This is a genomic window from Ulvibacter litoralis (assembly GCF_900102055.1).
Lineage (GTDB): Bacteria > Bacteroidota > Bacteroidia > Flavobacteriales > Flavobacteriaceae > Ulvibacter > Ulvibacter litoralis.
Window position 1 is genome coordinate 122369 of sequence record NZ_FNBA01000006.1, and the last position, 26171, is coordinate 148539.

Annotated in this window: 18 protein-coding genes and 5 tRNA genes; 22 read left to right on the forward strand and 1 reads right to left on the reverse strand. The window is 36.1% G+C overall.

What is annotated here, in order from left to right:
* Nucleotides 1-40 precede the first annotated feature (40 nt).
* The 20 genes from rpsU (at nt 41) to BLQ00_RS15410 (ending at nt 18019) form a co-directional block, all read left to right on the forward strand.
* The gene (rpsU, locus tag BLQ00_RS15315) at nt 41-235 is read left to right on the forward strand and encodes a 30S ribosomal protein S21 (protein WP_093145197.1); all 195 of its coding nucleotides are present in this window, start codon (nt 41-43) and stop codon (nt 233-235) included.
* Nucleotides 236-418: 183 nt separating this feature from the next.
* Nucleotides 419-1309 carry a tyrosine-type recombinase/integrase gene (locus BLQ00_RS15320; protein WP_093145198.1) on the forward strand — a complete coding sequence of 297 codons (891 nt, stop codon included), beginning with the start codon at nt 419-421 and terminating at the stop codon, nt 1307-1309.
* Nucleotides 1310-1401: 92 nt separating this feature from the next.
* A complete protein-coding gene (gene hpf, locus BLQ00_RS15325; protein ID WP_093145218.1) occupies nt 1402-1704 on the forward strand; it encodes a ribosome hibernation-promoting factor, HPF/YfiA family in 303 nt (100 codons plus the stop codon).
* 112 nt (nt 1705-1816) lie between these two features.
* Nucleotides 1817-1890: transfer RNA gene (locus tag BLQ00_RS15330), tRNA-Thr, on the forward strand.
* A gap of 44 nt (nt 1891-1934) precedes the next feature.
* A tRNA-Tyr gene (locus BLQ00_RS15335) sits at nt 1935-2016 on the forward strand.
* 87 nt (nt 2017-2103) lie between these two features.
* Nucleotides 2104-2176: transfer RNA gene (locus tag BLQ00_RS15340), tRNA-Gly, on the forward strand.
* 111 nt (nt 2177-2287) lie between these two features.
* Nucleotides 2288-2359 (forward strand) — tRNA-Thr (locus tag BLQ00_RS15345).
* Nucleotides 2360-2414: 55 nt separating this feature from the next.
* Nucleotides 2415-3602, forward strand: a complete 1188-nt coding sequence (gene tuf, locus BLQ00_RS15350; protein ID WP_093145199.1) for an elongation factor Tu — start codon at nt 2415-2417, stop codon at nt 3600-3602.
* Between the two features lie 118 nt (nt 3603-3720).
* Nucleotides 3721-3793, forward strand: a tRNA-Trp gene (locus tag BLQ00_RS15355).
* A 24-nt stretch (nt 3794-3817) separates the two neighbouring features.
* A complete protein-coding gene (gene secE, locus BLQ00_RS15360) occupies nt 3818-4006 on the forward strand; it encodes a preprotein translocase subunit SecE (protein ID WP_093145219.1) in 189 nt (62 codons plus the stop codon).
* Nucleotides 4007-4014: 8 nt separating this feature from the next.
* On the forward strand, nt 4015-4569 hold the full coding sequence (nusG, locus tag BLQ00_RS15365; RefSeq protein WP_093145200.1) for a transcription termination/antitermination protein NusG: 555 nt from the start codon (nt 4015-4017) through the stop codon (nt 4567-4569).
* Nucleotides 4570-4639: 70 nt separating this feature from the next.
* A complete protein-coding gene (gene rplK, locus BLQ00_RS15370) occupies nt 4640-5077 on the forward strand; it encodes a 50S ribosomal protein L11 (protein WP_093145201.1) in 438 nt (145 codons plus the stop codon).
* Nucleotides 5078-5098: 21 nt separating this feature from the next.
* Nucleotides 5099-5791 (forward strand): 50S ribosomal protein L1, encoded by a 693-nt coding sequence (rplA, locus tag BLQ00_RS15375; RefSeq protein WP_093145202.1) that lies wholly within the window; start codon nt 5099-5101, stop codon nt 5789-5791.
* 15 nt (nt 5792-5806) lie between these two features.
* On the forward strand, nt 5807-6328 hold the full coding sequence (gene rplJ / locus BLQ00_RS15380; RefSeq protein WP_093145203.1) for a 50S ribosomal protein L10: 522 nt from the start codon (nt 5807-5809) through the stop codon (nt 6326-6328).
* A gap of 55 nt (nt 6329-6383) precedes the next feature.
* Nucleotides 6384-6755 (forward strand): 50S ribosomal protein L7/L12, encoded by a 372-nt coding sequence (gene rplL / locus BLQ00_RS15385; RefSeq protein ID WP_093145204.1) that lies wholly within the window; start codon nt 6384-6386, stop codon nt 6753-6755.
* A 136-nt stretch (nt 6756-6891) separates the two neighbouring features.
* Entirely contained in the window at nt 6892-10704 is a 3813-nt protein-coding gene (gene rpoB / locus BLQ00_RS15390) for a DNA-directed RNA polymerase subunit beta (protein ID WP_093145205.1), read from the forward strand.
* Between the two features lie 101 nt (nt 10705-10805).
* On the forward strand, nt 10806-15104 hold the full coding sequence (gene rpoC, locus BLQ00_RS15395) for a DNA-directed RNA polymerase subunit beta' (RefSeq protein ID WP_093145206.1): 4299 nt from the start codon (nt 10806-10808) through the stop codon (nt 15102-15104).
* 162 nt (nt 15105-15266) lie between these two features.
* Entirely contained in the window at nt 15267-15587 is a 321-nt protein-coding gene (locus BLQ00_RS15400; RefSeq protein WP_093145207.1) for a DUF3467 domain-containing protein, read from the forward strand.
* Nucleotides 15588-16128: 541 nt separating this feature from the next.
* Nucleotides 16129-17262, forward strand: coding sequence for an Ig-like domain-containing protein (locus BLQ00_RS15405; protein ID WP_093145208.1), 1134 nt, complete (start codon nt 16129-16131; stop codon nt 17260-17262).
* Nucleotides 17263-17314: 52 nt separating this feature from the next.
* The gene (locus BLQ00_RS15410; RefSeq protein ID WP_093145209.1) at nt 17315-18019 is read left to right on the forward strand and encodes a hypothetical protein; all 705 of its coding nucleotides are present in this window, start codon (nt 17315-17317) and stop codon (nt 18017-18019) included.
* A gap of 10 nt (nt 18020-18029) precedes the next feature.
* Here BLQ00_RS15410 and BLQ00_RS15415 read toward each other — a convergent pair whose 3' ends face one another.
* The gene (locus tag BLQ00_RS15415) at nt 18030-19643 is read right to left on the reverse strand and encodes a peptide chain release factor 3 (protein WP_093145210.1); all 1614 of its coding nucleotides are present in this window, start codon (nt 19641-19643) and stop codon (nt 18030-18032) included.
* Between the two features lie 335 nt (nt 19644-19978).
* Here BLQ00_RS15415 and BLQ00_RS15420 point away from each other — a divergent pair, with 335 nt between their 5' ends.
* Both BLQ00_RS15420 and BLQ00_RS15425 read left to right on the forward strand, forming a co-directional pair.
* Complete coding sequence (locus BLQ00_RS15420) at nt 19979-20491, forward strand: hypothetical protein (protein WP_139149433.1); 513 nt, start codon at nt 19979-19981, stop codon at nt 20489-20491.
* 54 nt (nt 20492-20545) lie between these two features.
* A partial coding sequence (locus BLQ00_RS15425) for a VWA domain-containing protein (protein WP_139149434.1) occupies nt 20546-26171 on the forward strand: 5626 nt, incomplete at its 3' end.

Below are 26171 nucleotides of genomic sequence, written 5' to 3' on the forward strand. Positions count from 1 at the left end.
TTACTATCTTTGCCGTCCAAAAGAGAGGAGGTTAAGTACTATGTTAATTATACCAATTAAAGACGGAGAAAATATCGATAGAGCATTAAAGCGTTTCAAACGTAAGTTCGATCGTACAGGAACAATGCGTCAATTACGTTCAAGACAAGCTTTTTCAAAGCCGTCAGTTGTACGTAGAGCGCAAATCCAAAAAGCACAATACATCCAAGGACTTAGAGACGCTGAAGAAATTTAAGCTATTTAACCCTTTATCAGTATAGAACCACCAACAATCTAATTGTTTGGTGGTTTTTTTTATGTTCTAATGTTTGAGTCGCGTTGCTAACCAATATATTTATAGCTTTTCGTGGACACTTCTTTAGTTTGCATTCATCAATTTTGTACATTTAGGAATAGAATAGCTTCAAATTAATACAATATGCCCTTTCAAGATTTTATAGATTACTTAACCCTTGAGAAAAAATACTCTATACATACTGTGGTTGCGTATCAGAAGGATTTAGAAAGTTTTTTGGAGTTTTCTTCGGAAAGATACGAGTACAAGTCACTTTCGGAAGTAAATTATAGTGTCATTCGGAGTTGGATTATAAGCTTGGTAGATTCTGGTATTTCAAACAGAACTGTAAATAGGAAAGTCTCCTCGTTAAAGACCTATTATAAATTTTTATTGAAAACTTCTCAGATTACTGAAAATCCATTATCAAAACACAAAGCCTTAAAAACAACAAAGAAGGTTCAGATTCCCTTTTCAGAAGTAGAAATAGATACCGTATTAGACTCTCTTGAAGATGCAACCGATTTTGAGGCAGTTCGGAATAAACTAATCGTAGAGTTGTTTTATTCGACGGGTATTCGTAGAGCAGAGTTGATAGGGTTGAGGTTGTCTAATGTATCTGTAGCGCAAAAAACAATAAAAGTATTAGGAAAGCGGAATAAAGAACGAATCATTCCATTAGTGCCTTCAGTAGTGCGTACAATTGAAACATATATAGGTTTGCGATCGGAACTAAATGAGGTTGTAGATTCGGAGTATCTTTTTGTATCGTTAAAAGGAGTTAAAATATATGAAACACTTGTTTACAGAATTATTAATACCTATTTTAGTAAAGCTTCAGAAAAGATAAAAAGAAGTCCTCATATATTACGACATTCTTTTGCAACACATCTTTTAAATGAAGGGGCAGATATAAATTCTGTAAAAGAGTTGCTGGGGCATTCGAGCTTAGCTTCTACACAAGTCTATACAAATAATAGTATTTCAAAACTTAAAGAGGTTCATCGTAATGCGCATCCGCGAAACACAAAATAACATAGGAGAAGAATAAAAATAATGAAATACCAACTTAGTCTTATCTATATAGAGGTGTTTTTTTTAAATATTAATTAAAAATTTTAATGCGTATGAAAGTAAATGTGCAAACCCCAAATTTTGCGGCAGATAATAAGTTAATTGCATTTGTTGAAAAGCGACTTTCTAAGTTAGAACAGTTTTACGATCGCATCATTTTTGCAGATGTATTTCTTAAAGTTCAAAAAACCAGTGAGAAACAAAATAAAATGGTAGAAATTTTGCTGAGTATTCCTGGTGGAGATTTGATGGTAAAAAAGGATGCGAAAACTTTTGAGGAAGGAACTGACGAATGTGTACAGTCCTTAGAACGACAGCTTAAGAAACGAAAACAAAAAGAAAGAGCATTTTTTTGAAAAAAAAAATACAAAAAAGTTTTCAAAAGTGAATATTATATATATCTTTGCAGTCCGTTAGAAATAGCGGACTTTTTTATGCTGAAATTTCGGTGTAAAAAATGGCAAAAAAGCCGATGTAGCTCAGCTGGCTAGAGCAGCTGATTTGTAATCAGCAGGTCGTGGGTTCGAGTCCCTCCATCGGCTCTTTTTAAAAGAGAAAAAGTTCTTTAAAATACTATATAGTTTGAGGGGAGATACTCAAGCGGCCAACGAGGGCAGACTGTAAATCTGCTGACTACGTCTTCGCAGGTTCGAATCCTGCTCTCCCCACAAAATTTATTCTTTTTTATAAAAGATTTTATGTAGTATTGTACTCTGAAAAAAAATTAGATTCTAAATCTTAAATTTAGAATAAAAGCGGGAGTAGCTCAGTTGGTAGAGCGTCAGCCTTCCAAGCTGAATGTCGCCGGTTCGAACCCGGTCTCCCGCTCTAAATAATTGGTAATCATGAATAGTGTTTGATTTCTAATTATAAATTTTGAGTTTAAAGGTTGTTAATTCAACTTTAAGCCTTCTAACTCTAAACCTGCAAACCCAGTAAGCCGGTGTAGCTCAGGGGTAGAGCGTTTCCTTGGTAAGGAAGAGGTCATGGGTTCAATTCCCATCATTGGCTCAATTTTGTTTACAATTGAACACTAATATATAACTTAAGATTAAATTAATACAACATGGCAAAAGGAACATATGATCGTTCGAAACCTCACTTAAATGTAGGTACTATTGGACACGTAGATCACGGTAAAACAACTTTAACTGCTGCTATTACAAAAGTAATGGCGGATGCTGGTTTTTCAGAAGCTAGATCTTTTGATCAAATTGACAACGCTCCTGAAGAAAAAGAAAGAGGTATCACAATTAACTCTTCACACGTAGAGTACCAAACTGCTAATCGTCACTACGCTCACGTTGACTGTCCTGGTCACGCGGATTACGTAAAGAACATGGTAACTGGTGCTGCACAAATGGATGGTGCTATCTTAGTAGTTGCTGCTACAGATGGTCCAATGCCTCAAACACGTGAGCACATCCTTTTAGGTCGTCAGGTAGGTATTCCACGTATCGTTGTATTCATGAATAAAGTGGATATGGTTGATGATGAGGAATTATTAGAATTAGTTGAGATGGAGATCAGAGATCTTCTTTCTTTCTACGAATATGATGGTGACAATGGTCCTGTTATTGCTGGTTCTGCACTTGGTGCATTGAACGGTGAGCAAAAATGGGTTGATACAGTTATGGAATTGATGGAAGCAGTTGATGCTTGGATCGAAGAGCCACAACGTGAAGTTGACAAGCCATTCTTGATGCCTATTGAAGATGTATTCTCTATTACAGGTCGTGGTACTGTAGCAACTGGTCGTATTGAGACTGGTATCGCTAACACTGGGGATCCTGTAGAGATTATCGGTATGGGTGCTGAGAAATTAACATCTACTATTACTGGTATTGAAATGTTCCGTCAAATTCTTGATAGAGGTGAAGCTGGAGATAATGCTGGTATTCTTTTAAGAGGTATTGAGAAAACTCAAATCTCTAGAGGTATGGTAATCGTTAAGCCAGGTTCTGTAACTCCTCACGCTAAGTTTAAAGCAGAGGTTTACGTTCTTAAGAAAGAAGAAGGTGGACGTCATACTCCATTTCATAACAACTACCGTCCACAATTTTACGTGCGTACAACAGATGTAACTGGTAATATTAGTCTTCCAGAAGGTGTTGAAATGGTAATGCCTGGTGATAACTTAACAATTCACGTTGAGTTGATTCAAGCTATTGCAATGAACATTGGTTTACGTTTCGCTATCCGTGAAGGTGGTAGAACTGTAGGTGCTGGTCAAGTAACTGAGATTTTAGACTAATTTTTTAGTCATAAATAATAAAGAGTTTTAAGGTGTCCGCTTATAGCGGACGCCTTGACTTTTATAACGGGTTTAGCTTTATTGCGTCTGCATAGATGAAAATAGCGACTCTATATAAACGGGTTTAGCTCAGTTGGTAGAGCACTGGTCTCCAAAACCAGGTGTCGTGAGTTCGAGTCTCTCAACCCGTGCAAGAATGTATTAAATATCAAGTGATGGTAAATTATCTTAAAGAATCTTATAACGAGCTTAGAAATCATGTGACTTGGACTCCTTTGTCTGAAGCGCAACGTCTTACAGTTATTGTAGCTGCGTTTTCAATACTCCTAGCATTAGCTGTTTGGGGGATTGATAGTGTGTTTAGCAAGATAATAGCTTATTATTTTGAATTGATTAAGTCGTAATAAAAGATATGACTGAAACAAAAAGTACAAAGAAGTGGTATGTTGTTCGTTCAGTGAGTGGACAAGAAAACAAGATTAAAGCGTATATCGAATCTGAGATTACACGTTTAAATCTTGAAGACTATATTGAACAAGTTTTAGTACCTACTGAAAAAGTTATACAAATTAGAAACGGAAAAAAAATAAACAAAGAACGCGTTTATTTTCCAGGGTATATCATGGTTCAAGCTAGCTTGGCTGGAGAAATACCTCATATTATAAAATCTATCAATGGTGTTATTGGTTTCCTTGGTGAGACTAAAGGTGGTGAGCCTGTTCCATTACGTCAGTCGGAAGTGAATAGAATGTTAGGGAAGGTTGATGAATTGTCTGTTAAAGATGATAACGTGAGTATTCCTTATGTGATTGGAGAGACTGTAAAAGTAATCGATGGTCCATTTAACGGATTTAATGGTACTGTTGAAAAAATTAATGAAGAAAAGCGTAAGCTTGAGGTAATGGTTAAGATTTTCGGAAGAAAGACACCATTAGAATTGAGTTATATGCAAGTTGAAAAAGTTTAATTGTTACACGCTGTAATAGATTTTTTCTTAGGCTTCCACTTTTGAAAAAATCCAAATTAAAATTAAAGAAATGGCAAAAGAAGTCAGTAAAGTAGTAAAGTTACAAGTTCGTGGAGGTGCCGCTAACCCGTCGCCACCAGTTGGACCCGCTTTAGGTGCTGCTGGTGTGAACATCATGGAGTTCTGTAAGCAATTTAATGCTAGAACTCAGGATAAGCAAGGTAAAGTATTGCCTGTGCAGATTACGGTTTATAAAGACAAGTCTTTCGACTTCGTTATTAAAACTCCACCTGCTGCAGTGCAAATCCTTGAAGCTGCTAAGGTCAAAAAAGGATCTGGTGAGCCACACGTTAAGAAGGTAGCGACTATTTCTTGGGATCAAGTAAAAACGATCGCAGAAGATAAAATGCCCGATTTGAATGCATTTTCAATTGAGTCTGCTATGAAAATGGTGGCTGGAACTGCAAGATCAATGGGAGTGAAAATAAAAGGTGCTGAACCTTTTTAATCAAGTTAAAGAATCTATAAAATGGCAAGATTAACAAAAAAGCAAAAAGAAAATACTGCTAAGGTTGAGTCTAAGACTTATACTCTTGCAGATGCTTCTGCTTTAATAAAAGAAATCTCCAACACAAACTTTGATCCTTCTGTGGATTTAGCGGTGCGTCTTAATGTAGACCCACGTAAAGCTAACCAGATGGTAAGAGGTGTTGTAACCTTACCTCACGGTACAGGTAAAGATGTAAAAGTATTAGCGTTAGTAACTCCAGATAAGGAAGCTGAAGCTAAAGAAGCTGGTGCAGACTATGTTGGATTAGATGAGTACCTCGACAAAATTAAAGGAGGTTGGACAGATGTTGACGTTATTGTAACAATGCCGAGTGTTATGGGTAAATTAGGACCATTAGGACGTGTTTTAGGACCTCGTGGATTAATGCCTAACCCAAAAACTGGTACTGTAACAATGGATGTTGCTAAAGCTGTTTCTGATGTGAAAGCTGGTAAAATTGACTTTAAAGTTGATAAAACTGGTATTATTCACGCAGCAATTGGAAAAGCGTCTTTTGATGCCGATAAAATTGCAGGAAACGCAAAAGAATTATTAACTACCCTAGTTAAATTGAAACCTCAGGCTTCTAAAGGTGTTTATATTAAAAGCATTTTTATGTCTAGCACAATGAGTCCAAGTGTGGAAATTGACACTAAAAGATTTGTTGAGTAGTAAAATTTAGAAATTATGACAAGAGAAGAAAAATCACAAGTAATTGAAAATTTAACTGCACAGCTAACAGAGAATTCAACTATTTATTTAGCGGATATCTCAGGACTTAATGCTGATAGTACTTCAAATTTACGTCGCGCTTGCTTTAAAGCAGGAATCAAATTAGCAGTAGTTAAAAATACATTGCTTGCTAAAGCAATGGAAAGTTCAGATAAAGACTTCGGTGACTTAGCAGGAACGCTTAAAGGAAATACTTCTTTAATGTTTTCTGAAACAGGAAATGCACCAGCAAAAGTAATTAAGGAATTCAGAAAAAAATCTGATAAGCCTGTACTTAAAGGCGCATTTATTGAAGAATCTGTTTATGTTGGTGATGATCAGTTAGAAAACTTGGTTAACATCAAATCTAGAGAGGAACTTATTGGAGATATTATCGGATTACTACAATCACCTGCTAAAAACGTTATATCAGCACTTAAATCAAGTGGTGGTACAATTGCAGGAATTGTTAAAACCTTATCGGAAAGAGAAGGTTAATAAAATAGCACTAATTAAATTACATATAAATTACAATTTTTAAAAACGATAGAAAATGGCAGATTTAAAAGATTTCGCAGAACAATTAGTTAACTTAACTGTAAAAGAAGTTAATGAGTTAGCTACTATATTAAAAGATGAGTACGGTATCGAGCCTGCTGCTGCAGCTGTAGCTGTTGCTGCTGGTGGTGGTGCTGCTGAAGCAGCTGAAGAAAAGTCAGAATTTGACGTAATTCTTAAAGCAGCTGGTGCTTCTAAATTAGCAGTAGTAAAACTAGTTAAGGAATTAACTGGAGCTGGTCTTAAAGACGCAAAAGAATTAGTTGATAATGCACCTTCACCAATCAAAGAAGGAATCGCTAAAGACGAAGCTGAAGCGCTTAAAGCACAATTAGAAGAAGCTGGAGCAGAGGTTGAGCTTAAGTAAGCTCCCAACGTAACCAAACCCTAAGGTTTAGGTCTTATCTATAAAGGATAAGACCTAAACCATTTTGCGTATATAATGGTTAACACTATTTTCAATACGCGCACATTGTTATTTTTAATTAAAATTCCGTCCATAGATGTCAGCAACGCAAACTGAAAGATTGAATTTTTCCTCTGTAAAAAATAAGCCGGATTATCCCGACTTTTTGGACATCCAAATTAAATCCTTCCAGGATTTTTTCCAATTGGAAACCAAATCAGAAGAAAGAGGCCAAGAAGGGCTTTACAAGACCTTCTTAGAGAATTTCCCTATTACCGATACTCGAAACCAATTTGTATTAGAGTTTTTAGATTATTTCGTAGATCCGCCAAGGTACTCTATCCAAGAGTGTATTGAGCGTGGCTTAACGTATAGTGTCCCTTTAAAGGCACGTCTTAAATTATTCTGTACAGATCCTGAACATGAAGATTTTGAAACTATTGTTCAAGATGTTTATTTAGGTACAATTCCTTATATGACCCCAAGTGGTACATTTTGTATCAATGGAGCTGAGCGTGTTGTAGTATCACAATTACACCGTTCACCTGGTGTATTCTTTGGACAATCGTTCCATGCTAATGGAACGAAACTATACTCTGCCAGAGTAATTCCTTTTAAAGGTTCTTGGATTGAGTTTGCTACCGATATCAATAGTGTTATGTACGCTTATATCGATAGGAAGAAAAAATTACCAGTGACGACACTTTTCCGTGCCATTGGTTTTGAAAGAGATAAAGATATTCTTGAAATTTTCGACTTAGCTGAAGAAGTGAAAGCTTCTAAAACGGGTCTTAAAAAATACTTAGGACGTAAATTAGCTGCACGTGTTCTTAAAACATGGCACGAAGATTTCGTTGATGAAGATACAGGAGAGGTAGTTTCTATTGAACGTAATGAAATTGTATTAGATCGTGATACGGTTCTTGATAAAGACCATATTGATGAAATAATTGATTCTGGTTCAAAAACAGTACTACTTCATAAAGAAGATAATCATTTAGCAGATTATGCAATTATTCATAATACGCTTCAAAAAGATCCTACCAATTCAGAAAAAGAAGCGGTAGAACATATCTATAGACAATTACGTAACGCTGAACCGCCAGATGAAGAAACAGCTCGTGGAATCATCAATAAATTATTCTTCTCAGACCAGAGATATAATTTAGGTGAGGTAGGACGTTACAGAATGAATAAAAAATTAGGTCTTGATATCGCGATGGACAAGCAAGTGCTTACCAAAGAAGATATCATTACTATTGTGAAATACTTAATTGAGTTAATCAACTCTAAAGCGGAGATTGATGATATTGATCACCTTTCTAATCGTCGTGTTAGAACCGTTGGAGAGCAATTATCACAACAATTTGGTGTTGGTTTAGCACGTATGGCTCGTACCATTCGTGAGCGTATGAATGTGCGTGACAACGAGGTGTTTACGCCTATCGATTTGATTAATGCTAAGACGTTATCGTCTGTGATTAATTCATTTTTCGGTACCAACCAGCTTTCTCAATTTATGGATCAAACCAATCCTCTTGCTGAAATTACGCACAAGCGTCGTTTGTCTGCATTAGGGCCAGGAGGTCTATCACGTGAAAGAGCAGGTTTTGAGGTTCGTGATGTTCACTACACACACTACGGAAGACTTTGTCCAATTGAAACTCCTGAGGGACCAAACATTGGTTTAATTTCGTCACTTTCAGTATATGCGAAAGTGAATAACTTAGGGTTTATTGAAACTCCATACCGAAAAGTAACTGAAGGAAAAATTGACCTTATAAATGAGGCAACGTATCTTTCAGCTGAAGAAGAAGAAGCAAAATTAATTGCACAAGCAAATATTCCTATTACTGAAGATGGTACCATCCAAGCAGAAAAGGTAATTGCTCGTATGGAAGGTGACTTCCCGTTAGTAGATCCTAAAATGGTTCATTATACGGATGTTGCACCAAACCAAATTTCGTCTATCTCAGCCTCGTTAATTCCTTTCTTGGAGCATGATGATGCAAACCGTGCATTGATGGGATCGAACATGATGCGTCAAGCGGTACCATTATTAATTGCAGATTCGCCAATTGTAGGTACAGGTTTAGAGCGTCAAGTAGCTTCAGATTCTAGGGTTTTAATTAATGCTGAAGGAGATGGAACTATTGAGTATGTTGATGCAAATGAGATTACAATTAAATACGATCGTACTGAACAAGAAGGTATGGTTAGTTTTGATAGTGATTTAAAAACATATCAACTAGTTAAGTTTAGAAAAACAAACCAAGGTACTTCTATTAACTTGAAACCTATCGTAAGTAAGGGAGATAGAGTACAAAAAGGGCAAGTATTATGTCAAGGATATGCTACTGAAAAAGGTGAATTAGCACTAGGTAGAAATATGAAAGTAGCCTTTATGCCTTGGAAAGGGTATAACTTTGAGGATGCAATTGTAATTTCTGAAGAAGTAGTACGTAATGATATCTTTACGTCAATCCATATTGATGAATATTCTCTTGAAGTACGAGATACTAAATTAGGTAATGAAGAACTAACAAACGATATTCCAAACGTTTCTGAAGAGGCTACTAAAGACCTTGATGAAAACGGTATGATTCGTATTGGTGCAGAAGTTAAGCCTGGTGATATCCTTATTGGTAAAATTACACCAAAAGGAGAAAGTGATCCAACTCCAGAAGAAAAACTATTACGCGCAATCTTTGGTGATAAAGCAGGTGATGTTAAAGATGCTTCTTTAAAAGCTTCTCCTTCATTACACGGTGTTGTGATAAACAAGAAATTGTTTGCACGTGCTGTAAAGGATAAGCGTAAAAGAGCAAAAGATAAAGAAGATATCGCTGAACTTGAAGCAAAATTTGATGCTAAGTTTGACGACTTGAAAGATGTATTAGTTGAAAAACTTTTCATCATCGTTGGAGGAAAAACAGCTCAAGGTGTTATGAACGACCTTGGTGAAGTTGTATTCCCTAAAGGAAAGAAATTCACCCTTAAAATGTTAAATGCAGTAGAAGATTATACGCATTTAATTGGAGGTGTTTGGACTACCGACGACGAAACAAATGTTATGGTTGCTGATTTAATGCACAACTATAGAATTAAAGAGAACGATTTACAAGGAAACCTTCGTCGTGAGAAGTTTACAATTTCTGTTGGGGATGAATTACCAGCAGGTATTCTAAAACTTGCGAAAGTTTACATTGCTAAAAAGCGTAAACTTAAAGTAGGGGATAAGATGGCGGGACGTCACGGTAACAAAGGTATTGTTGCTCGTATCGTTCGTCAAGAAGATATGCCTTTCTTAGAAGATGGAACTCCTGTAGATATTGTATTGAACCCACTGGGTGTACCTTCTCGTATGAACATTGGTCAGATCTATGAAACCGTATTAGGTTGGGCTGGTCAAAAATTAGGACGCAAATATGCGACTCCAATTTTTGATGGTGCTACATTGGATCAAATTAATGGTATTACAGATGAAGCAGGTATCCCAAGATTTGGACATACGTATTTATATGATGGTGGAACAGGACAACGTTTCGATCAACCTGCAACTGTTGGTGTGATTTATATGTTGAAACTAGGACACATGGTAGACGATAAGATGCACGCGCGTTCAATTGGTCCTTACTCATTAATTACGCAACAACCATTAGGAGGTAAAGCTCAGTTTGGTGGACAGCGTTTTGGAGAGATGGAAGTATGGGCATTAGAAGCATATGGTGCTTCTAGTACTTTACGTGAAATATTGACTGTAAAATCTGATGATGTTATAGGTAGAGCTAAAACTTACGAAGCAATCGTAAAAGGTGAAACTATGCCTGAACCAGGATTACCAGAATCTTTTAACGTGTTAATGCACGAATTAAAAGGATTAGGATTAGATATCAGATTAGAAGAATAGTTGTGATGGGGATTGGTAACAATCCCCACCCACAATCATTCTAAGTAGGTCGAATATAAAACGACCAAAAAAAACATTTTAAAGCATATTTTTTCAGCATTATGGCAAGAAATAAAGAAAACACAGTACAGAAATTTAATAAGATTTCTATCGGTTTAGCTTCGCCTGAGTCAATTTTGGCAGAGTCACGTGGAGAAGTATTAAAGCCTGAAACTATAAACTACCGTACGCACAAACCTGAGCGTGACGGTCTTTTCTGTGAGCGTATTTTTGGTCCTGTAAAGGATTACGAATGTGCCTGTGGTAAATATAAACGAATTCGTTACAAGGGTATTGTATGTGACCGTTGTGGTGTAGAGGTAACGGAGAAAAAAGTACGTCGTGATCGTGTAGGGCATATCAACTTGGTAGTTCCTGTAGCACACATTTGGTATTTCCGTAGTTTACCAAACAAAATTGGTTACTTACTTGGACTTCCGTCTAAGAAACTTGATATGATTATTTACTACGAACGTTACGTAGTAATTCAGCCAGGTATAGCAGTTTCCGAAGAAGGAGAACCTATTAATAAATTAGATTTCTTAACAGAAGAAGAATACTTAAATATTCTTGAAACGCTTCCGAAGGAAAATCAATATTTAGAAGACACAGATCCAAATAAATTCATCGCTAAAATGGGTGCTGAATGTTTAATCGATCTTTTAAATAGAATTGACTTAAATAGCTTGTCATTTGAGTTACGTCACAAAGCAAATAACGAAACGTCTAAACAACGTAAAACAGAAGCTTTAAAGCGTCTTCAAGTAGTTGAAGCGTTACGTGATGCAAATAAAAACCGCGAAAACAAGCCTGAGTGGATGATAATGAAGGTAGTGCCTATCATTCCGCCAGAATTACGTCCATTAGTGCCGCTTGATGGAGGTCGTTTCGCAACTTCAGATTTAAATGATTTATACAGACGTGTAATTATCCGTAACAACCGTTTAAAACGATTGATGGAGATAAAAGCACCCGAAGTAATTTTACGTAATGAAAAACGTATGCTTCAAGAATCTGTAGATTCATTGTTTGATAATACAAGAAAATCTTCAGCAGTTAAAACAGATAGTAACCGTCCATTAAAATCACTTTCAGATTCATTGAAAGGAAAGCAAGGACGTTTCCGTCAAAACTTACTGGGTAAACGTGTGGATTATTCAGCACGTTCTGTAATTGTTGTAGGACCAGAATTAAAATTATTTGAATGTGGTATTCCTAAGGGGATGGCTGCCGAATTATACAAGCCTTTTGTAATTAGAAAATTAATTGAAAGAGGAATTGTTAAAACGGTAAAGTCTGCTAAGAAGATCATAGACAAAAAAGAGCCAGTAGTTTGGGATATATTGGAAAACGTTCTTAAAGGACATCCAGTATTACTAAACCGTGCTCCTACATTACACCGTTTAGGTATTCAAGCATTCCAACCTAAATTAATTGAAGGAAAAGCGATCCAACTACACCCGTTAGTTTGTACTGCATTTAATGCGGATTTTGATGGGGATCAGATGGCGGTTCACCTTCCATTAGGACCAGAAGCTATATTGGAAGCACAACTATTGATGTTGGCGTCTCACAATATCTTGAATCCAGCAAACGGATCTCCAGTAGCAGTACCTTCTCAAGATATGGTACTGGGTCTTTACTACATGACCAAATTGAGAAAATCGACTCCAGAAGTAAAAGTAATTGGTGAAGGCCTTACTTTCTATTCTGCGGAAGAAGCAGTCATTGCTTACAATGAGAAACAAGTTGATTTGAATGCTGAGATTAAAATCCGTACAAAAGATTTTAATGAAGAAGGAGAATTAGTATACCAAATTATTACAACTACATTAGGTAGAGTTTTATTTAATGAAAAAGTACCTGAAGCTGCTGGTTATATTAATGAAGTATTAACCAAAAAATCACTTCGTGATATTATTGGTGGAATTTTAGCTAAAACGAGTGTGCCAGCAACGGCTGCTTTCTTAGATGAAATTAAAACATTAGGATATAAATTCGCCTTTGAAGGTGGATTGTCATTTAGTTTAGGAGATATTATTATTCCACCAGAGAAACAAGCTATGATTGATAGCGCGAATACTCAGGTAGATGGTATTATTGCGAACTATAATATGGGACTTATTACCAATAACGAGCGTTACAACCAGGTTATTGATATATGGACTGCAACCAATGCTGAGCTTACCGAACTTTCTATGAAACGTATTCGTGAAGATCAACAAGGGTTTAACTCTGTGTATATGATGCTTGATTCTGGAGCAAGGGGTAGTAAAGAACAAATTCGTCAGTTAACTGGAATGCGTGGATTGATGGCTAAGCCTAAAAAATCGAATTCTGGTGGTGGTGAAATTATTGAAAACCCGATTCTTTCTAACTTTAAGGAAGGATTATCAATTTTAGAATACTTTATCTCTACGCACGGTGCTCGTAAAGGACTTGCGGATACGGCTCTTAAAACTGCCGATGCGGGTTACTTAACACGTCGTTTGGTAGATGTTTCGCAAGACGTTATTATTAATATTGAAGACTGTGGTACGTTAAGAGGTATTGAAGTTTCAGCATTAAAGAAAAACGAAGAGGTTGTAGAAACGTTATTTGCTAGAATTGTTGGACGTACTTCATTATACGATGTTGTGCATCCATTAACGAAAGAAATTCTTGTTGAAGCTGGAGATCATATTTCTGAAGCAGTTGCTCAAAAAATTGCAGATTCACCTCTTGATAGTGTAGAAGTTCGTTCTGCATTAACATGTGAAGCTAAAAAAGGAATTTGTTCTCAATGCTACGGAAGAAACCTTGCTACCAATAAAATGGTACAAAGAGGTGAAGCTGTAGGTGTTGTTGCAGCACAATCTATTGGAGAACCAGGTACACAGTTAACACTACGTACTTTCCACGTAGGGGGTATTGCAGGAAACATTTCAGAAGAAAACAAACTTTCTGTACGATTTGATGGTAAAGCTGAAATTGAAGATCTTAAAACGGTTAAAGGTGAAGACGGTGAAGGAAAACCAATTGATATTGTGATTTCTCGTACGTCTGAAATTAAATTAATCGATAAGAAAACTGGAATTACCCTAAGTACGAATAACATTCCTTATGGATCTACCATTTTTGTAAAAGACGGTGATACACTTTCTAAAGGAGATGTTGTTTGTCAGTGGGATCCATATAACGGTGTAATTATTTCTGAATTTGCAGGTAAGATCAAGTACGAAAATATCGAACAAGGTATTACTTACCAAGTTGAAATTGATGAGCAAACAGGATTCCAAGAGAAAGTAATTTCCGAATCAAGAGATAAGAGAAAAATTCCAACACTTCAAATCATCGGTAAAGGTGATGAAGTAATTAGATCATACAACTTACCAGTAGGTGCCCACTTAATGGTAGATGATAATGATAAAATTAAAATTGGTAAAATTTTAGTTAAGATACCTCGTAAGTCAGCCAAATCTGGGGATATTACTGGGGGTCTTCCTCGAGTTACTGAATTATTCGAAGCACGTAACCCTTCAAACCCTGCTGTAGTAAGTGAGATTGATGGTGTTGTTTCTTTCGGAAAAATTAAACGTGGTAATCGTGAGATTATCGTTGAGTCTAAATTAGGCGAATTGAAAAAGTACTTGGTGAAATTATCGAACCAAATTCTTGTTCAAGAAAACGATTACGTAAGAGCAGGTATGCCTCTTTCTGATGGTTCTATTACTCCAGAAGATATTCTTAGAATTAAAGGACCTTCAGCAGTACAACAATATTTAGTGAACGAAGTTCAAGAAGTATATCGTCTGCAAGGGGTGAAGATTAATGATAAGCATTTTGAAGTAGTAGTACGTCAAATGATGCGTAAGGTTCAAATTGTAGATTCAGGAGATACAACCTTCCTTGAAAACCAATTAGCTCATAAAGATGATTTTATTGAAGAAAACGATAAGATCTTTGGAATGAAAGTGGTTACAAATGCAGGAGATTCAGAAACTATTAAAGAAGGACAGATTATCACGCCACGTGAACTACGTGATGAAAACTCTATCTTACGAAGAGCTGATGCAACATTAATTGAAGCTCGTGATGCGGTTCCAGCAACTGCAACGCCAATACTGCAAGGTATTACTAGAGCGTCATTACAGACGAAATCATTTATTTCGGCTGCATCTTTCCAAGAGACAACTAAAGTATTAAACGAAGCTGCTGTTAGTGGTAAAGTGGATACCTTAGAAGGCTTGAAAGAAAATGTAATTGTAGGTCATAGAATACCAGCCGGTACAGGTATGCGTAAGTATGAATCTATAATTGTAGGATCTAGAGAGGAATTAGAAGAAATGACTCGTGAGAAACAAGAGGTTAACTATAACTAGTTAAGACTTGATGTATATAGTCCATCTTAGATGGAATTATAATTAGAACAAAAAATCCCGTGGTTCCACGGGATTTTTTGTATTTTAATACAATGTTTAATTAAAAGTCAAATCATTAGAATTTGGCCAAAAAAAAGATTCTCGTATTCACGAGAAATAGATATGGCAGATCAAAAAAATACAAAACCACAACAGGGACAAATTAATATTGAATTAGATGAAACTGTTGCTCAAGGAATTTACAGTAATCTTGCAATTATCAATCACTCTCAATCTGAGTTTGTGGTAGATTTTGTTGCAATAATGCCAGGAATTCCTAAAAGTAAAGTTAAATCTAGAATTATATTAACTCCGCAACATGCAAAACGATTTTTAAAAGCATTACATGAAAATGTACAGCGGTTTGAAAATGCGCATGGAGAAATTAAAGATTATAAGCAACCTGCAATACCAATTAATTTTGGTCCGACAGGAGAAGCTTAAAACTATACTTAAAAAAGTCTTGTAAAATATTACAAGACTTTTTTAAGTATAGTTTTTTATTATATAAAAGTGTTATGTAATAATTTATTCTAATACCACTTGATTTCGTCGCCTTCTAGCATGCTATTTAATAGCTTAAAATATAAAGTAGTTATACTTGGGTGCTTTTGTGTTTAAATCGCCTTAAAATATCTTTAAATACTCTTTTTTAAAGTCGTATACGTGTATATACGTATAGTTTTTTATTTCTTCTTCATTTTAAATCCATGATGTTTTGTTTATGTTTACTGCAGAAAGATTAGACTTTAAGTTTCGTAATCTCTCTAGCATACTTCAAAATTTAAGGTGTTTATGAAATTTTAAATGTTCCTTTCTCCTTTTGTCTATGAAGAGATGTCTTATGTCGATTAAACGATGTTTTATATCGATTAATTTAATTTTTTAGTAGGAAAAATCTTTACTTGTTTTATATTTGTTATAGAATCATAAGGTTATCAGTGTATTAGCTTTAATTTTTATGATCTAACCCCAAATTACATTTATGAAACCTACGAACTCTAAAATTCGGAAACGAATCTTATTTTTAGTGTCTTCAATAGTTGTCTTGTTTTGTCAAGAAGTTATTGTTGCGCAAACTCAAGCACCATCTGTGCGGACAGGAGTTACTTTTCAATGGTCAGATACTCAGTCTAATAATTATGATTCTGCCACTATAAGTTCTGTAACTGTAGATGGAGAAATTTACAACTCTTTTGCTGTACCTACATCTTATGGTATGACGAGAGTTGGTCCAGATGGTCATGATAAAAATTCAATTCTTGAAAATGGAACTGTAGTAAACGCGAATAGTAGTACTGTTGATTGGAACTCTGATGCTATTTCAGCATTTAAAGACAAAAACTTAAACCATTATTTTGTATCCACTTATAATGGACGTAATATTTGTGAAAATTTTACAGCTATCGCTTCCACAGATGCGCAAGTGCAATCATTATACTACAATCCTGGGATACCATCAAATACAGGGGGATTGCTAGCTATCACAGAGCGTAATGCAAATAATTGCTATTATATTTCAGTTTTTGGAACACCTGTAGGAGGTGGACCAGAACAATTTTTAGGAGATACTTTTGTTCGTCAAAACTCAACACAATATGGTCCTTTATTTAATGCTCCGCCAACAGGTGTTGATTATTGGAATTCTGGGCGGGTTGTTGAGAATGGGGGTACTATAGGGATAGCTTTATTTATTTTAGACGCGTTAGCGCCTGTGGGTTCTGTGATTACAAGAGTTGATCTTACAGCAGCTACACAAGATCATGGTGATGGGAAAGCGTTCATTCTTCAACAATATGCCGTTCCAAAAATAGAAGTGGGTTGTATTGATAAGGATTATGAGGGTACGGTTGGAGGTACTTCAAACGTACCTGTTGGTTCCACATTTTCATTGGTTTCAGGACCAATACCTGCGGGTCAATCCTTTAACTTTTATCCTGATGGGAGTTATGATTATAGACCGACACCTGGATTTTCTGGGGATGTCATTTTTGAATATCAAATATGTTTACCTGCTCCCAATACTGGGGTTTGCGACTCCGCAACAGTTACTTTAGAATATGAAGTAGATTGTGATTGTAATTCGGGGAATGCGGATGGTCCTCTTTTACAAAATTAAAATAAGTTAACATTTATATATAAAATTAAAGTTGCTTCAAATACAACATATTATGAAATATAAAATTACATTTTTCGTTTTTAGTTTTTTTACAATTTATCTTAGTACAGCTCAAGTTGGTATTGGAACAACAGATCCGCAGAAGGATCTTCACGTTGCAGGAACAGAGAGTACCATTCGAATTGATGGTTTGAATAGTGTAAACAATAGTGAGAATTTTGGTGGAACATCAAAGTATAATGTACTAGTAGATAACAATGGTGATCTTACGCTGGGAAAATTATCTGGAGAGATTTCATCGGCATCTAGTATGTCATCACCTGTTGTGGTTCAGACTACAGCGAATTCAGGTTTGAATGCAGGGGAATTATACAAAAAGAATTTTACATTAACGGAAAGAGCTTTAGTAATTATAACTTTTTATATCTCTATGGATTTTAAGAGTTATGATGGCGCTAGTAATATTGATGATGGTAGAGCCAAAGTTGCGCATAACTATTTCTATTTGGGTGATGGAAATACAGCTAATACTAGTAAAGCATACGGTATGACAAGTTCTGTTTATTCAAATTGGAATTGTGATACAGCAACTGGATTTATTTATAATTCACGTTCAACAACACTCTCATTAGAACCTGGGACCTATAGTGTTCATCTAAATGGAGCTGTTTATGGAGGTGATTTAACTCCAGATGCAGCATTTCGTGTAACTTTTGGTGATACAGATAGGTTAGATATTCAAGCAATATACCTATAGGTTAGTTCAATTATTTTGTGGTTTTTGAAAAAGAATTTTCGAACTCACTTACAAAATGAAACTTCACGTTTGGGTATTTAGATTGTGTCATTTGTAGTGTAAATGAAGAGTCGGCAAAGAATACTAGTTGTCCTCTTTTGTCCTTGGCTAAAAATTTTGCTTTCACACGTTTAAAATCAGCGAATTCATCACTTTTTGGGTCTTTAGCTTCCACCCAACAAGCTTTAAAAACATTTAAATTTTCATACCTACACGTAGCTCCATATTCGTGTTCTAATCGGTATTGAATTACTTCAAACTGCAACGCTCCTACGGTTCCTATTGCTTTACGGCCATTTAATTCAAGTACAAATAGTTGTGCTACACCCTCGTCCATTAACTGGTCTATTCCCTTTTCAAGTTGTTTGCTTTTTAAAGGGTCAGCATTGTTAATGTATTTGAAATGTTCGGGAGAGAAACTTGGAATCCCTTTGTATTGCATTACTTCACCTTCAGTTAAGGTGTCTCCGATTTTAAAGTTCCCGGTGTCATGTAAACCTACAATATCACCTGGGAACGAGATGTCTACGATTTGTTTCTTTTCAGCAAAAAAAGCATTTGGACTCGAGAATTTTAGTTTCTTGTTGTGTCGTACATGAAGGTAGGGTTTGTTTCTTTCAAAAGTTCCAGAAACAATTTTTATAAATGCCAAACGGTCTCTATGTTTAGGGTCCATATTCGCATGAATTTTAAAAACAAAACCAGAAAACTCCTTTTCGTCTGGCTTTACTAGTCTGGTATCACTTTCTTTAGGGCGTGGCGTAGGTGCTATTTTAACAAAGCAATCTAAAAGCTCTCTAACGCCAAAGTTATTTAAGGCAGATCCAAAAAATACAGGTTGTAATTTTCCATTTAAGTATTCCTCTCTGGAAAAATCGGGATATACTTCATAAACTAACTCTAATTCTTCTCGTAGGGTTTCTGCGGCTTTTTCTCCAATTAACTTTTCTAGTTCTGGACTGCTAATGTCCTTAATATTAATTGTTTCTTCTATGTTTTTTCGGCTATCACCACTAAATAAGTTTACATTTTTTTCCCAGATATTATAGATTCCTTTAAAATCATATCCCATACCAATAGGAAAACTTAGGGGAGTAACACGAAGGTTTAATTTTTGTTCGATTTCGTCTAACAGTTCAAATGCGTCTTTACCTTCTCGATCTAATTTATTGATAAAAACAATCATCGGGATGTTTCGCATGCGACAAACTTCAACAAGTTTTTCAGTCTGTTCTTCAACTCCTTTTGCAACGTCAATTACTACAATCACACTATCTACAGCGGTTAAGGTTCTAAAGGTGTCTTCAGCAAAATCCTTGTGACCAGGTGTGTCAAGGATGTTTATTTTTATGTCTTTATATTCAAAAGCTAATACAGAAGTAGCGACAGAAATTCCACGTTGTCTTTCAATTTCCATGAAATCACTAGTAGCTCCTTTTTTTATTTTGTTGTTTTTTACAGCGCCAGCTTCTTGAATTGCTCCACCAAAAAGCAATAATTTTTCAGTTAATGTTGTTTTTCCGGCATCAGGATGAGATATAATTCCAAAAGTTCTCCTGCGTTCAATTTCTCTTTTTATTAACATAATATTGGTGTAAAATTATACGCAAAGATACACTTTGTCTTACTTTTTTTTAGGGTTTAGGTACAGAAACCAAAAACAATTAATTCTCACAAAATAAAACCTTATTAAAGCTTTGTTTGTAAGGATGTACGTAGAAACACGTACGTACGATTCCTACAAATAAAATGATTAAAATCGAAGTAATTGTGTATTTGAACGAGTTTTGATGCATTTGAACTAATAGTTATTTGTTTGTAAAATTTTAAGAGTTTTTCCTACGTATATTTGGTCTCCAAAGTGATAGAGTTCGAATTTTAACTTTTTGACTTTCTATAAATTAATAAAAAATTTAATATATGTGTGTTCAATTTAAATACGTCATTACCGTTTTTAGAAAACAATTTTTAACATTGTTTTTCCTAGTTATGGGTTTAGGTGTTTTTTCTGGTTATTCGCAAAGTTGTAATGTAGAACTTTCTGTTGAGAAAAATAGAAATACAAAATCTGCTGATGAAAGTGGTGCGGAGTTTTGGATGGTTCTAAAGAATACTTCTTCAAGTTCTGCTTCGTATGATTTGTCTGCGTTGAGCTTAGAGGAATCTTGTGCAACAAAAAATAAAATGACATCTGCAGCTAACGTAAAGTTAGACGTTAATATTTTAAGTCAGGAGTCTAATTCACTAGCGGGAAAAGGGATTTCTTTAAAAGCTGGGCAGACTTATAAATTTAAAGTTTTTGTTACTGTACCTAAGGGGACTAAATACGGAACTTGGAGCTGTATAGAAGTTAAAGCTAAGTCGAGCGCATGTAAACAAGATATAAATGGTACAATGCTTAGAGTTTTTGTTCCAGATCCTTCAGAAGGATAAAAAAGGCTAGTATGGTATTAAAATTAAATAGGTTTCAACCTAAAAAATTATCTTATGAAAAGATTTTTACAATTCAATAGTGTTTTAAGTAATAAAGTGTGTAAATCGATATTTATACTCTTTGCTTTGTTTTCGGCAGGTTCATTATTTAGTCAAGAGATTACAATAAATAGAACTGTTGTTGAAAACAATACTGAGTGTAAGCAATTTGATGTTTCAATGGAAATCATTGGAGATCCAAGTTTTGCTCCTCAGGAGGTCGTGTTAATTATTGATAGATCTGGTAGTATGGACGATGGTCCGTCTCCTGATCCAATTGATTTTGCAAAAGATGCGGCCATAGAGTTTGTTAATAATTTATTAGCCCCAGCAAATAATCCAACTGGATTAAATAAGGTGTCTATTGTTAGTTATGCAGATTCGGCAAGTATAGATATAGGTCTTACAGGAGTTTCTGGAAAACAAGATATTATAGATGCTATTGAGGATATTGTAACCAATGGTAATACAAATATTCAAGATGGATTAATAAAAGCTGATCAAGTATTGATTAATGAAGCTTCTTTTAATTGTGTGACTTCTCGTAGTATTATATTATTGACAGATGGTGTTGCGAATAGAGATAATAATGGAAGTCAGTGTCAGAACACTGGTTCTAATACGATTTGTCAGATAAGAGCTATTCAAGCGGGTGTTAATGCTCAAACGACTACTGTTTCTGGACAAGTTTATAATCAAAATATATATAGTATAGGGTTGTTTAGTGCAATTTCTGGTACTCAACAAACGGTTGCAACTTCAACTATAGATCAAATTCAAAATGCAGGTTTATATGTGACTGAGAATGAAGCGGATTTATCAGGTATTTATTCTGATATATTAGGTCAGTTTGCTACAGCGGCATTACAATTGCCAGGAGAGCCTTTAGTTATGAATACGTTGCCGTCTGGTTTTGAGTATGTTGCTGGTTCTCTTTCTGCGAGTAAAGGGACTCCGTCTTTTTCAGGTGAAGTACTTTCGTGGTATGTAGATGAGATTAAACATGAAACTGTTACATTAAATTATAGTATTAGAGCTGTAGATTTATCTGTTTGTGGAAATCAGCCTACTGGAACAGGAATGGCTGTTATGCGATATGAAGATTCTAGTTGTGGAACTAGAGAGGAAAATTTTGTGAATCCTGGGATTGTTGTTCCGTGTCCTGTTGTGACAGCTTCTGTTGTGAATGCTGATTGTTTTGGTTCTAGTACTGGATCAATAGACTTGTCAGTAACGGGTGGCTATACCTATACGTATTCATGGAGTAATGGTGCTACGTCGCAAGATTTAATGAATGTACCTGCGGGAACTTATACCGTAACAATTAATGATTCACGCGGTTGTGATCCTATTGTTGAAAGTTATACAGTGGGTCAATCAAGTCAGATTACTGCTACTATAACTGCTGTTGATGGAACTCAAGCAGGACAATGTGTAGACGGTACGGCTACGGCTAATCCTTCTGGAGGAAATTCTCCTTATACATACCAATGGAGTGCTAGTGCTGGAAATCAGACTACACAAACGGCTACGAATCTTCCTGCTGGTGAGCATACTGTTGTAATTAGAGATGCTAATTTATGTGAGATAACAAAAACTGTTATTGTTGATTGTGATGTTGAAGGTTGGTATTTTGAGTGTGGGGATGATGTGAAGGTTGATGAGTATGGTTATAATGCCAATTGTAATGAAAATACGGTTGTGCCAATTCCTAATCCTGGAAATGTTTACGAGTATGTTGTAGAAATAATTTTTAAGAATAATAATCCTGGTGAAGTAATTCAATTTACTGATTCGTCAGGAGTTTCTCATAGTTTAGTAAGGTCAATACCGGCTGGAGCTAGCCCTAATAAATGGGTGTATAGAGGGTTGTTTGCTGGGTCTACGTCATCAGTAACCTATGATGTTTCATCAGCAAGAAAATGTAATCTTCAATCTGTAGTAGTTTATGCGTTTAGAAATGTTCCTTTGGCTTCTGCAACTGCGGGTGTTTTTACAAGTCAGAGTGGTTATAATGATGTAGTTACAATAGATATTACTATTCCTGCTTTTACAGGTCCTAGGGATGTTGTTTTAGAAGTGCCAATTTCAGAATTAACCCCTGATGGAAGGTACTTGAAATTGATGGGTTCAGCAGGTGGAGTTTCTAATGAGTTATTTATTTATGGTCCTGATGCTTCATTGCCAGGAGGAACATGTTGTTTGGCTATACCAAACTTAACTTTGGAAAATGTACCTGGAGCAGCTACAACGGTTACAATAACAGTTGATACTAGGTCTGGGCAAAATGGACAGACTGTTAATGGTCAATCTTGGGTGATTGCTGGAGGTGTAAATATAGATGCTCTTTGTTATGAAGATTTAGAAATTTCGCTTGATACTAAAGTGGATGTTTTGTGTTATGAAGATAATACAGGTTCTATTACAGTGAATGCAACTGGAGGTTTAGCGCCTTTAATGTATGCATTGAATGGTGGGACTCCTCAGTCAAGTCCAGTTTTTGAAAATTTAACAGCTGGAACTTATACAGTGTCTGTTACAGATGCTTTAGCAAATACAGAAACTTTAAGTGTTACTATAACTGAGCCAGAGGCTATAAGTATTATTTTGACAAAAGTTAATGCGACTCAAACGCAAGGGTGTTTGAATGGAGAGGCAACTGCATCTCCTTCTGGAGGAACTCCTCCATATACTTATCAATGGAGTGCATCAGCTGGAGGTCAAACAACTCAAACTGCTACTAATTTACCAGCAGGAACGCATACTGTTATTGTAACTGATGCAAATGACTGTGAATTAGAGCAAGGTGTTGTAATTGATTGTATCGAAAATTGTGATGCAGTTATTACTGTTGATAGTACAACAAATGTTCTTTGTGCTAATGAAACAACAGGAAGTGCTACGGTTAGTGCTAGTTCAATTGCAAATCCAGCTGCCACATTTACCTTTACTTGGAGTACTGGAGATGTTGTGCCTGGTGTAACTACTTCGACATTAAATAATTTAGGAGCTGGTGTTTATACGGTTAGTGTAACTATAGATGGTACAGTATGTTTGCCTGTTGAACAAAGTGTTACTATAACAGAGCCAGCGAGTGCATTAAATGTTACGGCAACATCAACTGATGAAAGTGGTCCAGCTACTGGCGACGGTACTGCTACGGCAAATGCTTCTGGGGGAACACCTCCTTATTCATATTCGTGGAGTCCAGGTGGCGAAACTCTACAAACGATTACTGGTCTAAGTGCAGGAGTGTATACGGTAACAGTTACCGATGCTAATGGTTGTTTTGCATCAGCATCAACGACAGTGAATCCTGGGACTTGTTTGGATTTAGCAGCTACTGCTTCAGCTACACCAGTGTCTTGTAATGGAGATAGTGATGGAACAGCTACTGTAGGTGTTACGGGAGGTTCTGGAACACATACTTATTTATGGAGTCCAGGGAATCAAACAACACAAACTATTACAGGGTTGTCGGCAGGGATTTATACAGTAACTGTTACTGATCAAGTAACACTTTGTACCGTTCAATCTACAACGACAGTGAATGAGCCAGGGGTTTTAAGTCCTGGAATTGCAGTTACTAATGTGTCTTGCTTCGGAAATGATACAGGTTCTTTAGATTTAACTGTAACAGGGGGAACAGCTCCTTATACATTCTTATGGTCACCTAACGGAGAAACGACTGAAGATTTATTTGACTTATCAGCAGGTACTTATTCTGTAACTATAACAGATGCAAATGGATGTACTGTTACTGATAGCGCAACTGTTCAACAGCCTGCATCAGGTTTGTCTTTAACATCTACGATAACAGATGTTTTATGTAATGGAGTTGATTCAGGTGCAATTGACATTACTGTTCTAGGCGGAACGCCTCCATATTCATATTCATGGAGTAACGGTGAGACCACTGAAGATTTAGTAAATGTTGTTGCTGGATCTTATACAGTAATTGTGACAGACGCGAATGGTTGTACTCTTACAGAAAGTAATCTCGTAATAGAGGAGCCAACAAATGAAATTAATATAGTTCTAACAAAAGAAAATGCTACAACGGCACAAGGTTGTACGGATGGAGAAGCAACTGCTACAGTAAATGGCGGAACAGCTCCTTATGAATATTTATGGAGTGTAAGTGCGGGAGGTCAAACTACTGCTACTGCAACCAATCTTCCTTCAGGAACGCATACTGTAACTGTTACAGATGCTAACGGATGTACCTTGGAGCAAGGAGTTGTTATTGATTGTTCAAATACTTGTGATGCTATAGTAGTTGTAGATGGTGTTACAGATGTATTATGTACAGGAGATGAGACAGGAAGTGCTACGGTTAGCGCAAGTTCTATTGCAAACCCAACAGCTACTTTTACATTTACTTGGAATACAGTGCCAGCTCAAATTGATGCCAATGTAACTACTAGTACTTTAAGTGCTGTTTCTGCAGGAGTTTATACAGTGAGTGTTACCATTGATGGAACGATATGTTCTCCAGTAGAACAGAGTGTAACAATTACTGAACCTACGAACGCATTAAATGTTACTGCTACTGCTACAGATGAAAGCGGTCCTACAACGGGAGATGGTACAGCTACGGCAATTCCAACAGGAGGAACACCTCCTTATACGTATTCTTGGGCTCCAAATGGAGAAACAACACAAACGATTACTGGCTTAAGTGCTGGAGTTTATACGGTAACGGTTACAGATGCAAATGGCTGTATTGATACTGCTACAGCGACTGTTAATCCAGGAACTTGTCTTGATTTAACTGCTTTTGCAGCATCTACACCGGTAACATGTAATGGGGATAGTGATGGTACGGCAACTGCTACAGTAACAGGTGGTTCAGGGTCGTTTACATATTTATGGACAAACGGTGAGACAACTGCAGCAATAATAGGTCTTTCAGGAGGTTCATATACAGTTACAGTTACAGATACAGTTACTTTGTGTACTACGGAAGCTACTACAACTGTGAATGAGCCTAATGTTTTAAATTCAGGTATTGCGGTTACAAATGTAGGTTGCTTCGGAAACACAACAGGATCTCTTGATCTTACTGTTGCAGGAGGAACAGCTCCTTATACATTCTTATGGTCGCCTAATGGTGAAACAACGGAAGATTTATTTGATTTAGCAGCAGGTGTGTATTCGGTTACAATTACTGATGCAAGAGGTTGTATTACAACTGATTCAGCTACAATAGAGCAACCTGCCGCTGGTTTAGAATTGTCAATAGTTTCTCAAACTGATATTGTGTGTTCAGGGACAGGTTCAGTAACTGTTGAAGCAGTTGGTGGAACAACACCTTATTTATATAATGTTGATGGAGGTGCTTACCAAGCATCAGGAGTATTTGATAACTTAACTGTAGGGGTTCACTCAGTAACTGTTTTAGATGCTAATGGTTGTACGCTTAGTATTGATGTTACAATTCTTACAAATTGTATTCTAGCTGTTGATGATATCAATGATACGTTTGTAGACATGCCAGTTGATGGTGATGTAAGTACAAATGATGAGAATGCGGATGGTCCAGCAGGAACAGAAGTATTCACATTAGTAAATGGTCCAAGTGAGGGTACGTTAGTATTCAATCCAGATGGAACGTATACATACACACCAGGAGCAGGTT

Excerpts from the sequence above, each read along its gene's own strand:
- rpsU (WP_093145197.1), top strand. The coding sequence starts at position 41 with ATGTTAATTATACCAATTAAAGACGGAGAAAATATCGATAGAGCATTA.
- BLQ00_RS15320 (WP_093145198.1), top strand. The coding sequence starts at position 419 with ATGCCCTTTCAAGATTTTATAGATTACTTAACCCTTGAGAAAAAATAC.
- hpf (WP_093145218.1), top strand. The coding sequence starts at position 1,402 with ATGAAAGTAAATGTGCAAACCCCAAATTTTGCGGCAGATAATAAGTTA.
- tuf (WP_093145199.1), top strand. The coding sequence starts at position 2,415 with ATGGCAAAAGGAACATATGATCGTTCGAAACCTCACTTAAATGTAGGT.
- secE (WP_093145219.1), top strand. The coding sequence starts at position 3,818 with ATGGTAAATTATCTTAAAGAATCTTATAACGAGCTTAGAAATCATGTG.
- nusG (WP_093145200.1), top strand. The coding sequence starts at position 4,015 with ATGACTGAAACAAAAAGTACAAAGAAGTGGTATGTTGTTCGTTCAGTG.
- rplK (WP_093145201.1), top strand. The coding sequence starts at position 4,640 with ATGGCAAAAGAAGTCAGTAAAGTAGTAAAGTTACAAGTTCGTGGAGGT.
- rplA (WP_093145202.1), top strand. The coding sequence starts at position 5,099 with ATGGCAAGATTAACAAAAAAGCAAAAAGAAAATACTGCTAAGGTTGAG.
- rplJ (WP_093145203.1), top strand. The coding sequence starts at position 5,807 with ATGACAAGAGAAGAAAAATCACAAGTAATTGAAAATTTAACTGCACAG.
- rplL (WP_093145204.1), top strand. The coding sequence starts at position 6,384 with ATGGCAGATTTAAAAGATTTCGCAGAACAATTAGTTAACTTAACTGTA.
- rpoB (WP_093145205.1), top strand. The coding sequence starts at position 6,892 with ATGTCAGCAACGCAAACTGAAAGATTGAATTTTTCCTCTGTAAAAAAT.
- rpoC (WP_093145206.1), top strand. The coding sequence starts at position 10,806 with ATGGCAAGAAATAAAGAAAACACAGTACAGAAATTTAATAAGATTTCT.
- BLQ00_RS15400 (WP_093145207.1), top strand. The coding sequence starts at position 15,267 with ATGGCAGATCAAAAAAATACAAAACCACAACAGGGACAAATTAATATT.
- BLQ00_RS15405 (WP_093145208.1), top strand. The coding sequence starts at position 16,129 with ATGAAACCTACGAACTCTAAAATTCGGAAACGAATCTTATTTTTAGTG.
- BLQ00_RS15410 (WP_093145209.1), top strand. The coding sequence starts at position 17,315 with ATGAAATATAAAATTACATTTTTCGTTTTTAGTTTTTTTACAATTTAT.
- BLQ00_RS15415 (WP_093145210.1), bottom strand. The coding sequence starts at position 19,643 with ATGTTAATAAAAAGAGAAATTGAACGCAGGAGAACTTTTGGAATTATA.
- BLQ00_RS15420 (WP_139149433.1), top strand. The coding sequence starts at position 19,979 with ATGTGTGTTCAATTTAAATACGTCATTACCGTTTTTAGAAAACAATTT.